Origin of the sequence: Brevundimonas fontaquae (assembly GCF_017086445.1) — a bacterium.
Lineage (GTDB): Bacteria > Pseudomonadota > Alphaproteobacteria > Caulobacterales > Caulobacteraceae > Brevundimonas > Brevundimonas fontaquae.
The window spans coordinates 3,235,586-3,249,356 of sequence record NZ_CP070968.1 but is presented as its reverse complement, the minus strand read 5'-3'; the positions used below and the strand labels follow the sequence as shown (position 1 = coordinate 3,249,356).

The window sequence follows — 13,771 nt, the reverse complement described above, 5'->3', positions numbered from 1 at the left end:
CGGCCTAAAGCGCTGTCTAGGTGTTTACACCTTCACCTCCACCACGCCTCCCCCCGCCCGGAACTTCGCCGACATCTCCGCCATGCCGGCTTCGGCTTCCGACAGGGAGGCGCCGGCGTCGTTCTGGGCGGCGGCGGCGTCGCGGATGTCCTGGCTGATCTTCATCGAGCAGAATTTCGGGCCGCACATGGAGCAGAAGTGGGCGGTCTTGTGGGCCTCCTTGGGCAGGGTGGCGTCGTGGTATTTGCGGGCGGTTTCGGGATCCAGGCCCAGGTTGAACTGATCCTCCCAGCGGAACTCGAACCGGGCGCGTGACAGGGCGTCGTCGTGCAGGCGGGCGGCGGGGTGGCCCTTGGCCAGGTCGGCGGCGTGGGCGGCGATCTTGTAGGTGATGACGCCGTCCTTGACGTCCTGACGATCCGGCAGGCCCAGATGCTCCTTGGGCGTGACGTAGCAGAGCATGGCCGTGCCGAACCAGCCGATCATGGCCGCGCCGATCGCGGACGTGATGTGGTCATAGCCCGGCGCGATGTCGGTGGTGAGGGGGCCAAGCGTATAGAAGGGCGCCTCGTGGCAGTGCTTCAGCTGCTCGTCCATATTCTGCTTGATCTTGTGCATCGGTACGTGACCGGGGCCCTCGATCATGACCTGGCAGCCCTTGGCCCAAGCGATCCTGGTCAGTTCGCCCAGGGTGCGCAGCTCGGCGAACTGGGCCTCGTCATTGGCGTCGGCGATGGAGCCGGGGCGCAGGCCGTCGCCCAGGCTGAAGCTGACATCATAGGCGCGCATGATGTCGCAGATGTCCTCGAAATGCTCGTAGAGGAAGCTCTCCTTGTGGTGCGCCAGGCACCATTTGGCCATGATGGAGCCGCCGCGCGAGACGATGCCCGTCACCCGCTTGGCCGTCATCGGCACGAAGGGCAGGCGCACGCCCGCGTGGATGGTGAAATAGTCCACGCCCTGCTCGGCCTGTTCGATCAGGGTGTCGCGGAACACCTCCCACGTCAGATCCTCGGCTATGCCGTTCACCTTCTCCAGCGCCTGATAGATGGGCACGGTGCCGATGGGGACGGACGAGTTGCGGATGATCCAGTCGCGGATGTTGTGGATGTTCCTCCCCGTCGACAGGTCCATGACATTGTCGGCGCCCCAGCGGGTGGCCCAGACCAGTTTGTCCACCTCGTCGTCGACGCTGCTGAGGACGGCGGAGTTGCCGATGTTCGCATTGATCTTCACCAGGAAGTTGCGGCCGATGATCATCGGCTCGACCTCGGGGTGGTTGATATTGTGCGGGATGATGGCGCGGCCGCGCGCGATCTCTTGCCGGACGAACTCGGGCGTCACGAAGTCGGGGATGCTGGCGCCGAAGTCCTCGCCGTCGCGGATGCAGGGGCTGTTCTGCTCGCGGCGCAGGTTCTCGCGGATGGCGACATATTCCATCTCGGGCGTGATGATGCCGGCCTTGGCGTATTCGTACTGGGTGACGGGGCGGCCTTCAACGCCCTTGAAGACCTTGTGGTTGGAGACGTCGAAGCGGGGGGCGAGGTGGCGGCCGGAGGCGTGGCCGTTGTCCTCGGGTTTCACTTCGCGCGGGTTGAGGACGGGGGCGATGTCGCCGCGATCCAGCTGCCAGCTCGATTTGACGAGGGGCAGGCCCTTCTTGATGTCGATGGTGACCGTGGGGTCGGTGTAGGGGCCGGAGGAGTCATAGATGGTCACCGGCGGCTCGTTGGCGCTCGGGTGGACGGCGACCTCGCGGAAGGGGACCCGGATGTCGGGGTAGAGTTCGCCAGCGACATAGACCTTGCGGGAGCCGGCGCGTTCGCCGGTGGGGATGGTTCCGGTCTCGCGCATGACCTCCTCGCGGGCGTCTTTCAGAGCCAACTCGACATTGGGCTCTTCGGGCAGGGCGGGCGGGGTGACTTGGATGTTCATGGCGGCCTCAAACGGTTTGAGGTCCGCCGACGTCGGGCGCGAGGGGTCCTGTGACGTCAGGACCGATAGCGTTACTCATCCCTTCGCCGGCATGACCCGGATCAGGTTCGACGGGTCAGAGGAGAAACCTCTATCTCAGCCGCTCGATTGCGACCCCCCGGAGAACGTCGCCACCATAACCCAGGCTCAGGGCGCCGACCAGCCCTTGACCGAGACGGCCGCCGCGCGCGGATCGGCGTCGAAGCGGAGGTAGGCCTTAGCGTGGCCGTGGCCGGGGACGTAGTCCAGGCTGGCGGTCGCGGTCTGGTCGCCCAGAACCCCTTCGATATCCACGGCGGCGGCGGTGTCGTCGCCGTCGTTCTGGACACGGACGGTCGCGACCTGGCCTGCGGCGGTGACGTCCACGGCGACGATGCGGGCGCTGAGCGCGGGCGGGGCTGTGGGCTGGAGCGCCTCCCACACCACGATGCCGATGGCGGTCAGGGTGATGACGGCGCCGAGCAAGGCCATGCCCCATTGCAACAGAGGGCGGGTCGAGGCGGCGGGCTTCTTCTTCGTGGGCATGGGGTCAGACCAACAGACGGGCGGCGGCGGCGCCGATGGCGGCGGGGAAGCCCAGGACGACCATGGTCTGGACCACGCCGGCGACGGCATGGCCGTCGGTGCGGCCGAACAGGAACAGGGTGAACAGGCTGACGGTCAGGGCGATGGCGTAGCCGGGCAGGGTGAAATGCAGGAAGGCCTTGATCGGATGATCGGCCTCTTCCTGACCGGCGAAGCCCGCCTTGAAGACGATCAGGTGGAGCAGAAGGATGGAGACGGCGATCAGGGCCAGGATGTGGGCGGGCGTCGCCTTGTAGGCGATCAGGATCATCTCCTCGGTCGGGGCGACGTTCAGGGCGAAGAACAAGGCGCCGGCCGCCATCAGGAACAGTTCGCCGAAATAGGAGGCCTGATCTTCATCGGTGTCGCCCCCGCCGTCGCCGCTGAGCTGACGCCGGGCCAGAAGCGCGCCCATGGCGCCGGGAATGGCCTGAAGCGCGACCATGCCCAGGCCCTCGCGGGGCGGCGCGTCCCATTCGACGACGCCGAACAGGATCAGGAGCATGGAGGCGGTGATGAAGCCGACGGCCAGGGCCACGGCGGTGTCCAGCGCTTCGTTGACCGGCCCGCGCCGTTTCGAGAAGCCGGCGTAATAGGCCAGGCCGTAAAGCAGCGGCAGGCCGGCGACGATGAAGGTCAGCAACCGCCAGCGGTCCATGATCACGCCCTGCGCCCACATCTCCATCGTCATCAACAGCGGGATGTTGAACACCAGGGCGCCGGCGAAGGCGCGGCCCAGATCGCGGACATAGGCGCGCTCGCGTTGCAGATCCAAAGGGGGCGCGGCGGCGGTCATGCGGCGGCAACGCTTGGGCGCCGGCTTTGGCTCCCGGCGCCCGTCGCCACGGCGATCAATCCGGCCAGACCTGCATCAGGCGATCGATCGCGGCCTCGATCCGGGCCCACCCCTGGTCGTCCAGTTCAACGCCGGCGAAGCGGCCCCGCGCGTCAGCCGCCAGCGCCAGGTGCTGAACCGCCGCCAGAACGATGACGTTCAGCGCGACCGCGTCCCCATCGGCAGGAAGAGCGATCTGAGGGCGACGCGCGGCCATCCAGTCCTGCATCACGCGCGACCGGGCCGCCTCCAGCCGTCGCAGAAGCGGCGTGTCCTGCGCAATCTCCCAGGCCAGCATCCGCAGAACCAGAGGCTGGGTGCGCAGGACATGCAGATAGGCCAGGACCGACTCGCGCATGAAGTCGCGATAGGTGCTCGCCATGGACGGCGGCCGTTCCGCCAGAGCCTGGCCCAGCCAGATGTCTGCTCGTGCGGCCAGGCGTTCGACCACGCCGTCGAGATCGGTGAAATAGCGATAGATCAACTTGCGATCCACGGCCGCCTCGGCGGCCAGAGCCTGGACATTCAGCGCTGTCCAGCCGTCGCGGAGGAGTAGTCGGCGGGCGGCCTCGACGATGGCGGTTTCGGTCGCGGATCGATCGCGGGGGCGAACCTTTGGGGGTGCGGTTGACATGTCCCATGCATGAGACATATCCATATGTCCCACAAGCGGGACATATGGAGCGCCTGATGACCGGCATGACGACGGTCCCCGCGATCCGGAACTGGCTGAGGCTGGAAAGCCTAGCGATCCTGGTGTTGTGCGTCGGCCTCTACGCCCATATCGGCGCGCCGTGGTGGCTGTTTGCGGCGGCCTTCCTGGCGCCTGACCTGTCGTTCGCGGGCTATCTGTTCGGCGGCCGCATCGGGGCCTTGGCCTACAATGTGGCGCACAGCCAGGCGGGTCCGGTGGTGCTGGGTCTGGCCGGTCTGTGGGTGGCGCCCATGCTGACGCCGCTGGCGTTGATCTGGGGCGCGCACATCGGTTTGGATCGGATGCTCGGTTATGGGTTGAAGATCGCAGGATCGTTCGACCAGACCCATCTGGGGCCCATCGGCAGGGCGGCGTCCACTGAGGCGTGATCGCGCGGCGTGGCATCGGAAAGGCCCGTCGTTAGCCAGACTGTCCGAAGGCCATTGGCGGGAGGACGAGGATCATGCCGGGCGCTTGTCGAACAGCGTTCAGGCGGGGTTCATTTTTTGTCATGCTTGGTGAAGGCCTCTAGGGAGAGGGAACCATGAAACAGATCAAGACGACCGCCTTGTTGGCGGTTCTGGCGTGCGCGGGACTGACGGCCTGCGCCTCGGTGGATGTCGGCGGCGAGCCGATGGCCCTGTCGCCGGCCATGGCCGAGCAGGCGCGGATCGGCAGCGTCACGACCACGACCAGTTGGCTGGACGCCGAGGAAGACTTCGCCGACACCTTCAACGACGAGGTGCTGAACGAGATGGGTTTCTGCGCCAATGGCCGGCATCGGCTGAACCTGAGCATCCATGTCGAGGCGCTGAGCCGCGCGCCGCGCCTGGCCATTCTGGCGGGCGATCGCGCCGAACACCGGATGCGGGCGACGGCGGAACTGCGCGATCCGGCGCAGGGCGGTCAGGTGGTCGGACGTTATCCGCTGGTCGTGACGGTGGATGCGGGGGCCGGGGTGCTGGACGCCCTGATGGATCGCCAGGCGGTCACGTCCCACGCCTTCGCTCAGGCCCTGTGCGACGCCGCCTTCGTCGCGCCGACGCGTGTGGCCGAGGCCGGCGCGCCGGGCTGAGGTCGAGGGCGGAGCGTAGGGGCCGCCAGCTTGGGTCTGGCGCTTTTGAATGTCACGGGCGCGGGCTATCAAGACGGCGAACAGGAAACCGTCCCATGCATCTCGCCCGTTTCGCCCGTATCCGCCTGGCCCATCTGCCGACGCCGCTGGAGCCGCTGCCCCGCCTGTCGGAAGAGCTGGGCCTGGATCTGTGGATCAAGCGCGACGACTGCACCGGCCTGGCCGGCGGCGGCAACAAGACCCGCAAGCTGGAGTTCCTGCTGGGCGCGGCGTTCGAAGCGGACGCCGACACCCTGGTGACGCAAGGGGCGGTGCAGTCGAACCATGTGCGCCAGACGGCGGCGGCGGCGGCGGCGCATGGTCTGGCGTGCGAGATCATTCTGGAAGATCGGACGGGGTCCAGGGCGACGGACTATGTCGGCAACGGCAACGTGCTGCTGGACCGGCTGTTCGGCGCGACCCTGCGCACCGTGCCAAGCGGGACGGACATGGTCGCCGAGCTCGAGAAGACGGCCGCCGAGGTGCGGGCGCGGGGCGGCAAGCCCTATGTCATTCCCGGCGGCGGATCGAACGCTACGGGTGCTTTGGGCTATGTCGATTGCGCGCGCGAGATCGTGGTCCAGGCCGATGAGATGGATCTGGAGGTCCACCGGATCGTGACGGCGACGGGCAGCGCCGGCACCCATGCGGGCCTGGTCGCCGGGCTGGCGGTCATGGGGGCGGACATTCCCGTGCTGGGCATCGGGGTGCGGGCGCCCAAGGACAGGCAGGAGGCGAACGTCTTCAAACTGGCCGAGGAGACGGCGGCCCTGCTGGGGCAGCCGGGACGGGTGACGCGCGAGCAGGTGGTCGCCGACTGCGACTATGTCGGCGAGGGCTATGGCCTGATCGACCAGGGGGTGATCGACGCCTTGACCCTGGCCGCGCGTCTGGACGGGATCGTGCTGGACCCGGTCTATTCCGGCAAGGCGATGAAGGGGCTGATCGCCCTGGCGCGCGCCGGCCGGTTCAAGGGCGAGACGGTGGTGTTCCTGCACACCGGCGGGGCGCAGGGGTTGTTCGGCTATCAGACCGAAATCGAAGGCGCGCTGTAGAGGCGGCGCGCGTCATGGACCCGCGCGAGGCCACGCTGGCGCTTCTGGCCGCCCGGTCCGAGGACGCCACCGTCTGCCCCAGCGAGGTCGCGCGGGCGGTCGCGGGCGAGGCCGGCGCGTGGCGCGAGGCGATGCCTGACGTTCATGCTGCGGTGGACGCCCTGGTGGATGAGGGCGCGGTGCAATTGAGCTGGAAGGGGCGGCCGCTGGCGATGCGTGCGGGACCGTATCGGATCGCGCGCGCGAGCAAATGAACGGCCCGGAAACTGTGGAACGAGGCGCATCAGGGCTTCGATCCGATGATCGAAGCCCTGATGCGTCGGCTCAGACCTGCGCCAGGCCGCCGTCGACGAAGACTTCGCCGCCGGTCATGAAGCTGCTGTCCGACGAGGCGAGGAAGGCGGCGACGGCGCCGGTTTCCGACGGGTCGCCCATGCGGCCCAGGACGGTGGAGGCGCCGATGGCGGCAAGGCCCTCTTCGCCCAGGACTTCGGCCGCAAGTTCGGTCGTGGTCGGTCCGGGCGACAGAACGTTGACGCGGATGCCGGTCCCCTTGAGGTCCAGCGCCCAGGTGCGCGCCAGATTTCGGATCGCGGCCTTGGTCGCGCTGTAGATGCTGAAGGCGGGCGTGCCCATCACGCCGGTGCTGGAGCCGGTCAGTATGATCGAGCCGCCAGCCGACATCAGGGGCAGGGCCTTCTGAACCGTGAAGACCGTGCCCTTCACATTGACGTCGAAGGTCTGGTCGTAATGGTCGGGCGTGATTTCGCCCAGCGCCGCGAACGATCCGGTTCCTGCATTGGCGAACAGGATGTCGAGGCCGCCACGTTCGGCCTTCACCGTCGCATAGAGTCGGTCGAGGTCGGCGGGGTCAGTGATCGAGCCGCTGATCGCGCGGGCGTCAGCGCCCAGTTCGGCGACGGCCGCCTCAAGCTGAGCCTGGCGTCGTCCGAAGAGGTAGACGAAGGCGCCTTCCTGGACGAAGCGTCTGGCCGCGCCCAGCCCGATGCCGCTCCCGCCGCCCGTGATGACGGCCGTCTTGCCGTGTAGTCTGCTCATGATGTGCTCTCCTTCAATGAGGTTGCACTGAGCTGACGATCCGCCCACCTATCGACAAGTATGCACCATTTGGTAAGTGTCGAAAAATGTTACGCGATGATCTCGAAAGCGCCGCCTCGCCCTCGACCTCGGTTTGCACACCGACCTTGCCGGGCTTCACCTGCGGGCTGGACGCCACACTTCGGATCGTGTCCGGCAAGTGGAAGCCGTTGATCCTCTATTTCCTGGCGCAGGACGGTCCCACCCGGTACGGCGCGCTGCGTCGCGCGATACGCGACGTCAGCGACAAGGTGCTGATCCAGCATCTGAAGGAGCTGGAAGCCGATGGTCTGATCATGCGCACCGACTACAAGGAGGTGCCGCCGCGGGTGGATTATGGGCTGACGCCGCTGGGGGTCAGTCTGGCCCAGGCGCTGGTGCCGCTATGCACATGGGGGACGGAGAACATGGCCGAGGTGACGCGCCTGTTCGCCCAGCGGGATCCGTCGAACGGCAAGGGCGCCGCCGCATGAGCAAAATTCTGGGCGTCATCGGCGGCATGGGACCGGCCGCGACGGTGGCGTTTCTGGCGCGGGTGCAGGCGCTGACGCCGGCGGAAGGCGACGCCGATCACATCCGGGTGGTTATGGACCTGAACCCCCAGGTTCCCGATCGCAACACCCGGCCGGGCGAGGCCGAGGTGGTGCTGGGGCGGATGGCCGAGGGGCTGGCGGCGGCGGGGGCCGAGGTGATCGCCATGCCCTGCAACACCGCCCATGGACAGGCGGGCGGGATACGCGCGGCGTGCGAGGCGCGGGGCCTGAACTTCATCGACATGATCGCGGCGACGGCGGACGCGGCGGTCGCGTCTGGCGTGGGGCGGATCGGGGTGCTGGCGACGCCGGGGGGCGAGCGGCTTTATACGCAGGCGCTGGCGGCGCGCGGGGTCGAGACGGTGCTGCTGGAGGGCGCGGACCGCGAGGCCTTCATGGGCCTGGTCTATGGGGTCAAGCGCGGCGATGTCGGCGAGACGGCGCGGGCAGGGATGTCGCGGCTGGCGCAGGCCCTGGCGGACGCGGGCGCGCATGGGCTGATCGCCGGATGCACCGAGGTTCCGCTGCTGCTGCGCGCCGAAGACGCCGCCGCGCCCCTGACGGATTCGGCGGAGGTGCTGGCCCAAGCGTGTGTGAAGGCGTGTCGGGGCTGAGGCGCGGTTGCGGCTTGCTCCGCGCGGCCGGCCTGCCTAGTCATGGGCGGTGTCTATTCAGTCCCTGATCATCGATTGCGACCCCGGCGTGGATGACGCCGTGGCGCTGTTTCTGGCCTTCGCCGCGCCCGAGCTGGAGCTGCTGGCCGTCACCACGGTCGGGGGCAATGTCCCCGGCGCCAAGACCCAGCGCAATGCGCGGATCATCCGCCAGATCGCCGGGCGCGAGGACGTGCCGGTTTTCGGCGGAGCCGAGCGGCCGCTGAAACGTCCTCCGGCGGGGGCGGGCGCGTTTCACGGCGTCGAGGGTCTGGGTGATCTGGAGCCGTTCGAACCGACGGGGATCGTCGGCGACGGGCCGGCCGCGAACGCCATCGTCGATCTGGTGATGAGCCGGCCCGAAGGCTCGGTCGCCATCGCCGTCCTGGGGCCGATGACCAATCTGGCGCTGGCGATGCGGCGTGAGCGGCGGCTGGCCGAGCGGCTGGGGCCGGTGGTCGTCATGGGCGGGGCGCGGTCGGAAGGCGGCAATGTCACCGCATCCGCCGAGTTCAACATCTGGGCCGATCCGGATGCGGCGGCGGTGGTGTTCGGATCGGGGTGTCAGGTGGTCGCCTTCGGCCTGGATGCGACCCATCAGGTGCGCGCCACCGAGGCCCGGATCGTGGCGATAGAGTCCATCGACAGCGAGGCCGCGCGGGCGGCGGCGTCAACGCTGCGGTTCTCGCAGCGGGTGGAGCGCGAGATCGTGGGCTGGCCCACTTTCGATTGGGGCGCCCCCTTGCATGACCCCTGTCCCATCGCCTGGCTGATCAAGCCCGATCTGTTCGAGACGAAGCCCTGCCGGATCGAGGTGGAGACGGGTTCGGACCTGACGCGCGGGCATACGGCGGTCGAGTTCCGGATCGATCCGGCGACGGCGCGGCATCGCTGGGCGGTCGCGGCGGACGCGCAAGGGGTGTTCGATCTGATCGTCGCCAAGCTGAAGGCCCAAACTCTGGAGGCTGAGGCGCTGGAGGCCGGCGCATGAGGATCACCGTCGTCGGCTCGATCAACCTGGATCTGGTCGCCACCGCGCCCCAGCTGCCGGCGCCGGGCGAGACGGTGACGGGGGCGACCCTGGCGCGGCATCCCGGCGGCAAGGGCGCCAACCAGGCGCTGGCGGCCGAGAAGCTGGGGGCCGAGGTCTGTCTGATCGGCCGGGTTGGGAACGACGCCATGGCCGGCGAGGCCCTGGCCCTGATGGAGGATCTGGGCGTCGATCTGGCGGGTGTGGAGGTCGATGTGGCGGCCCCGACGGGGGTGGCTTTGATCGCCGTCGATCCGACCGGCGAGAACCAGATCGTGGTCGCGGCCGGCGCCAACCACATGGTCACCCCTGAACAGCTGCCGCAGCGGATCGAGGGCGCGCTGATCGTGCAACTGGAGCTGCCGATCGAGACGGTCGAGGCGGCGGTGGGCCGGGCGACAGGCTTCGTCTGCGCCAATCTGGCGCCCGCCGCGCCGGTGTCGGAACTGCTGCTGCGCCGCGCCGACCTGATCGTCGTCAACGAGACCGAGGCGGCCTTCTATGGCGACGGCCTGCACCGGGGCGGGGGACGGGTGGTCGTCACCAAGGGCGCACGGGGCGCGGCCATGTATCAGCGCGGCGTCGAAATGGCCTGGGCGACCCCGCCGGCCGTCGAGGCGGTGGATGCAACGGGCGCAGGCGACGCCTTCGTCGCCGCCATCACCGTCGCTTTGCTGGAAGGCATGGACCCGGCCGAGGCGCTGCGCTTCGCCTGCGCCGCCGGAGCCTTTGCCGCGACCCGCCCGGGCGCGCAGCCGTCGGCGCCGGAGCGCGATCAGGTGGAGGCGCTGCTGGCCCTCTAAAGTCGTCATTCCGGGGCGTCCGAAGGACGAACCCGGAAGCCAGGAGTGGGAGCTGGATGCCTGCTGTTTCCATAGCGAGGCGCTGGTCCTGGGTTCCTCGCTGCGCGAGGTCCCGGAATGACGATTTGAGGGCGTCAGTCCTCTCTGCATGCGCGCGAAAGCGGGGATGAGCGGACAGAAGTGAGATCAGCGGCCATGTGACACTGTAACGCCAAAACAGGTTGGCGTCGGCGTGCGGGCGGGGGTAGGTCTTGGGTTCGGGATTTGTGGGGACTTCAGACGATGATGATGCGTGGACGTGGGGTTGGGCTGGTTCTGGCGGCGGTGCTGCTGAGCGGCGTGGCGGGTGGGGCGTTAGCCCAGAACGCGGCGCCGGCTGCGGGGCCGATGGTCTATCAGCAGCCGCCGGCGCCGATCGCGGACATCCTGGACGCCAAGCCGACGCCGTCGTCGATGCTGAGCCCGGATCGGCGGACGCTGGTGCTGATGGATCGGTCCAACCTGCCCAGCATCAAGGCCCTTGCCGAGCCGATGCTGCGGCTGGCGGGGACGCGGATCAATCCGAGGAATAATGGCGCGGCCGAAAGCCGGGTGGCGTGGCTGACGGGTCTGAGCCTGCAGGCGGTGGATGGGGGGCAACCTCGCGTCGTGGCCTTGCCCGATGGCGCGCGGTTCACGGCGCCGCGGTTCTCGCCGGACGCCAAGTCGCTGGCCTTCGTGCTGGACCGGCCGACGGGGCTGGAGCTGTGGGTGGTGGACGTGGCCTCGGCGCGGGCGAGGAAGCTGACCGATCCGGTGGTCAATATGACGGGCGGGACGGGTTATGAGTGGCTGCCCGACAGTTCGGGCCTGCTGGTCGAGGCGGTCCCGGCGGGGCGCGGTCCGGCGCCGGACGTGACGGCCGCACCCACGGGGCCGAACATCGAGGAGACGGCCGGGCGGGTCGCGCCGGTGCGGACCTATCAGGACCTGTTGTCGAACCCCGGCGACGAGGCCCTGTTCGACCATTATTTCACATCGCAGCTGACCCTGGTTCCGCTGAACGGCCGTGCACGGACGATCGGGGCGCCGGCGGTCTATCTGGACAGTTCGGTGTCGCCGGACGGCAAATACATCCTGCATGAGATCGCCAAGCGGCCGTATAGCTATGTCGTGCCGGACGACCTGTTCCCGACTGAGATCGTGGTGACGGATATGAACGGTCGCGTGGTGCGCACGGTCGCCGACCTGCCGCTGAGGGACGATGTGCCGACCGCCTTCGACGCCGTGGCGCCGGGGCCGCGCTCGGTCGAATGGCGGGCCGATGCGCCGGCGACCCTGACCTGGGTGGAGGCGCTGGACGGCGGGGACATCCGCAAGGCGGCCGAGTTCCGGGACCGGGTCTTCATGCAGGCCGCGCCGTTCACGGCCGAGCCCGTGAAGCTGATCGACCTGAAGGAACGGTTTGGCGGCGTCGTCTGGGGCCGGGACGACCTGGCCATCGTCAATAGTCGCTGGTTCAACACCCGGCATGAGACGCGCTTCGTGGTGGATCCGTCCAATCCGGGCGAGGGCCGGGTGCTGCTGGAGCGGAACTATCAGGCGCGCTACGACAATCCGGGCCAGCCGGTGACCCAGCCGAATGCGCAGGGCCGGTCGGTGATCCGCTTCGATCCGCAGGGGCGCATCCTGATGTCAGGCGCCGGCGCCACGCCGCAGGGCGAGTTCCCGTTCCTGGCCGCGATGGACCCGGCGACGGGACGCAGCGAACGGCTGTGGACCTCGGCCAATACGGACTACGAGGCCGTGGTCGGCTTCCTGGATGCGGACGGCAAGCGGGTGGTGACGCAGCGCGAGACGCGGCTGGATCCGCCCAACCTGCAGATCCGTGATCTGACGACGGGCCAGACGACGCGGCTGACCAACTTCCCCGATCCGGCGCCGCAGCTGGCCGAGGCGACGCGGCAGCTGGTGACCTATGAGCGGGCCGACGGGGTCAAACTGTCGGGGACGCTGTATCTGCCGGCCGGCTACGACAAGGATCGCGACGGGCCGCTGCCGCTGCTGATGTGGGCCTATCCGGCCGAGTTCACCGATGCGGCGGTGGCGGGCCAGACGGTGGACGTGCAGAACCGCTTTGTGCGGCCCGGCGGGTCCAGCCACCTGTTCCTGCTGACGCAGGGCTACGCGATCTTCGACAACCCCTCCATGCCCATCATCGGCAAGGACGGGGCCGAGCCGAACGACACCTATGTCGAGCAGCTGGTCGCCGATGCGAAGGCCGCGGTCGACGCCGTGGTCGGCATGGGCGTGGCGGACCGCGACCGGATCGCGGTCGGCGGCCACAGCTACGGCGCCTTCATGACCGCGAACCTGCTGGCGCACAGCGATCTGTTCCGCACCGGGATCGCGCGGTCGGGGGCCTATAACCGCACCCTGACGCCGTTCGGCTTCCAGTCCGAGCAGCGCAACTATTGGGAGGCGACCGAGATCTATACCGAGATGTCGCCCTTCACCTATGCGAACAAGCTGAACGAGCCGATCCTGCTGATCCACGGCGAGGCGGACGACAACTCGGGCACCTTCCCGGTGCAGTCCGAGCGCTTCTATGCGGCGCTGAAGGGGCTGGGGGCGACGGCGCGTTACGTCACCCTGCCGCTGGAGGCGCATGGATACCGCGCGCGGGAATCCGTGGGCCACACCCTGTGGGAGATGACCCGCTGGCTGGACCAGTATGTGAAGAACGCCCCGCCGAAGCCAGCCGCGAACTGAGCGATCAGGGCTTGGACGCCGCGGCCTCCGCCGCGGCGTTGACGGCCGCTAGACGGGCGTCCTGTTCCGACTGGGGCGGGACGCCGAAGACGGTGCGCAGGCTGTCGGGGATCAGGGCGCGGTCGTAGGGATCGAGGGTGGCCGGGGCGTCGCGGGTTTTGCGGGTCTGGGTGCCGTAGATTTGCGGCTTTTCGGTCATCTGCAGATAGCGGTCGAGGGTGGCGGCGGCGATCCAGGCGCCTTCGGGCGAGCCCTTGGCGACGGCGGCGACGGCCAGGCTATGGGCCAGCAGATAATCCTCGGGCGTGGAGCCGTGCTGGAAGACAAAGGCGGCGGCGCGGTAGTCCTCGCCGGTCTGGAGCGCCCCGGCGTCCAGCAGGGCGCGCGTCTGGACCCGGCGCGCGGCGTCGCCCGTGATCATTTCGGTCATGCGCGCGCGATCCTTGAAGAAGTCGGGCGCCAGATTCTGACGCACGGCCTGGTCGGCGGCGAAGATGGCGGCCATTTCCGCGTTGTTTTGCGGCGAGGTCTCCTGCGCCAGGGCCGGGACGGCGAAGGCGAGGGCGATGGCCGACATCGCGGCGGCGCAGGACAGGCGAGACGGGCGCATGGGTGATCTCCGCTGAAGCTTGAGCGGACATTGGTCTGCGGATTTGCGGCCGAAACC

At 68.6% G+C, this 13,771-nt stretch carries 15 protein-coding genes and 1 riboswitch; of the genes, 9 read left to right on the top strand and 6 right to left on the bottom strand.

Annotated features, from left to right (window positions below; all coding sequences use genetic code 11):
• Window positions 1-24: 24 nt before the first annotated feature.
• The 4 genes from thiC to JX001_RS15895 form a co-directional block, all read right to left on the bottom strand.
• Window positions 25-1,854 carry a phosphomethylpyrimidine synthase ThiC gene (gene thiC, locus JX001_RS15910; protein ID WP_205683225.1) on the bottom strand — a complete coding sequence of 610 codons (1,830 nt, stop codon included), beginning with the start codon at window positions 1,852-1,854 and terminating at the stop codon, window positions 25-27.
• Window positions 1,855-1,995: 141 nt separating this feature from the next.
• Window positions 1,996-2,105, bottom strand: a riboswitch (TPP riboswitch).
• A 16-nt stretch (window positions 2,106-2,121) separates the two neighbouring features.
• Window positions 2,122-2,499, bottom strand: coding sequence for a hypothetical protein (locus JX001_RS15905; protein WP_017506465.1), 378 nt, complete (start codon window positions 2,497-2,499; stop codon window positions 2,122-2,124).
• 4 nt (window positions 2,500-2,503) lie between these two features.
• Window positions 2,504-3,334: a TIGR02587 family membrane protein gene (locus JX001_RS15900; RefSeq protein WP_205681744.1), complete on the bottom strand. Its 831-nt coding sequence runs from the start codon at window positions 3,332-3,334 to the stop codon at window positions 2,504-2,506.
• Between the two features lie 55 nt (window positions 3,335-3,389).
• Complete coding sequence (locus JX001_RS15895) at window positions 3,390-4,007, bottom strand: TetR/AcrR family transcriptional regulator (RefSeq protein WP_205681743.1); 618 nt, start codon at window positions 4,005-4,007, stop codon at window positions 3,390-3,392.
• 56 nt (window positions 4,008-4,063) lie between these two features.
• On the opposite strand from JX001_RS15895, the gene JX001_RS15890 reads away from it, so the two are divergent.
• The 4 genes from JX001_RS15890 to JX001_RS15875 all read left to right on the top strand — a co-directional run bounded on the left by JX001_RS15890 (window position 4,064) and on the right by JX001_RS15875 (window position 6,490).
• Window positions 4,064-4,456, top strand: coding sequence for a DUF4260 domain-containing protein (locus JX001_RS15890; RefSeq protein ID WP_241004689.1), 393 nt, complete (start codon window positions 4,064-4,066; stop codon window positions 4,454-4,456).
• A gap of 155 nt (window positions 4,457-4,611) precedes the next feature.
• Window positions 4,612-5,142 (top strand): hypothetical protein, encoded by a 531-nt coding sequence (locus tag JX001_RS15885; protein WP_205681742.1) that lies wholly within the window; start codon window positions 4,612-4,614, stop codon window positions 5,140-5,142.
• Between the two features lie 95 nt (window positions 5,143-5,237).
• Window positions 5,238-6,236 carry a D-cysteate sulfo-lyase gene (gene cuyA, locus JX001_RS15880; RefSeq protein WP_205681741.1) on the top strand — a complete coding sequence of 333 codons (999 nt, stop codon included), beginning with the start codon at window positions 5,238-5,240 and terminating at the stop codon, window positions 6,234-6,236.
• A gap of 14 nt (window positions 6,237-6,250) precedes the next feature.
• Window positions 6,251-6,490: a DUF3253 domain-containing protein gene (locus JX001_RS15875; protein WP_205681740.1), complete on the top strand. Its 240-nt coding sequence runs from the start codon at window positions 6,251-6,253 to the stop codon at window positions 6,488-6,490.
• Window positions 6,491-6,560: 70 nt separating this feature from the next.
• Here JX001_RS15875 and JX001_RS15870 read toward each other — a convergent pair whose 3' ends face one another.
• Window positions 6,561-7,295 carry an SDR family NAD(P)-dependent oxidoreductase gene (locus JX001_RS15870; protein ID WP_205681739.1) on the bottom strand — a complete coding sequence of 245 codons (735 nt, stop codon included), beginning with the start codon at window positions 7,293-7,295 and terminating at the stop codon, window positions 6,561-6,563.
• 86 nt (window positions 7,296-7,381) lie between these two features.
• Here JX001_RS15870 and JX001_RS15865 point away from each other — a divergent pair, with 86 nt between their 5' ends.
• The 5 genes from JX001_RS15865 to JX001_RS15845 all read left to right on the top strand — a co-directional run bounded on the left by JX001_RS15865 (window position 7,382) and on the right by JX001_RS15845 (window position 13,104).
• Window positions 7,382-7,807 carry a winged helix-turn-helix transcriptional regulator gene (locus JX001_RS15865; RefSeq protein ID WP_205681738.1) on the top strand — a complete coding sequence of 142 codons (426 nt, stop codon included), beginning with the start codon at window positions 7,382-7,384 and terminating at the stop codon, window positions 7,805-7,807.
• On the top strand, window positions 7,804-8,481 hold the full coding sequence (cuyB, locus tag JX001_RS15860; RefSeq protein WP_205681737.1) for a cysteate racemase: 678 nt from the start codon (window positions 7,804-7,806) through the stop codon (window positions 8,479-8,481). The genes JX001_RS15865 and cuyB overlap by 4 nt, the downstream gene beginning before the upstream one ends.
• 49 nt (window positions 8,482-8,530) lie before the next feature.
• Window positions 8,531-9,511 (top strand): nucleoside hydrolase, encoded by a 981-nt coding sequence (locus JX001_RS15855; RefSeq protein WP_205681736.1) that lies wholly within the window; start codon window positions 8,531-8,533, stop codon window positions 9,509-9,511.
• Window positions 9,508-10,353, top strand: coding sequence for a ribokinase (locus JX001_RS15850; protein ID WP_205681735.1), 846 nt, complete (start codon window positions 9,508-9,510; stop codon window positions 10,351-10,353). The genes JX001_RS15855 and JX001_RS15850 overlap by 4 nt, the downstream gene beginning before the upstream one ends.
• Window positions 10,354-10,635: 282 nt before the next feature.
• A complete protein-coding gene (locus JX001_RS15845; RefSeq protein ID WP_205681734.1) occupies window positions 10,636-13,104 on the top strand; it encodes a S9 family peptidase in 2,469 nt (822 codons plus the stop codon).
• Between the two features lie 4 nt (window positions 13,105-13,108).
• Here JX001_RS15845 and JX001_RS15840 read toward each other — a convergent pair whose 3' ends face one another.
• Window positions 13,109-13,714 (bottom strand): hypothetical protein, encoded by a 606-nt coding sequence (locus JX001_RS15840; protein WP_205681733.1) that lies wholly within the window; start codon window positions 13,712-13,714, stop codon window positions 13,109-13,111.
• Window positions 13,715-13,771 lie beyond the last annotated feature (57 nt).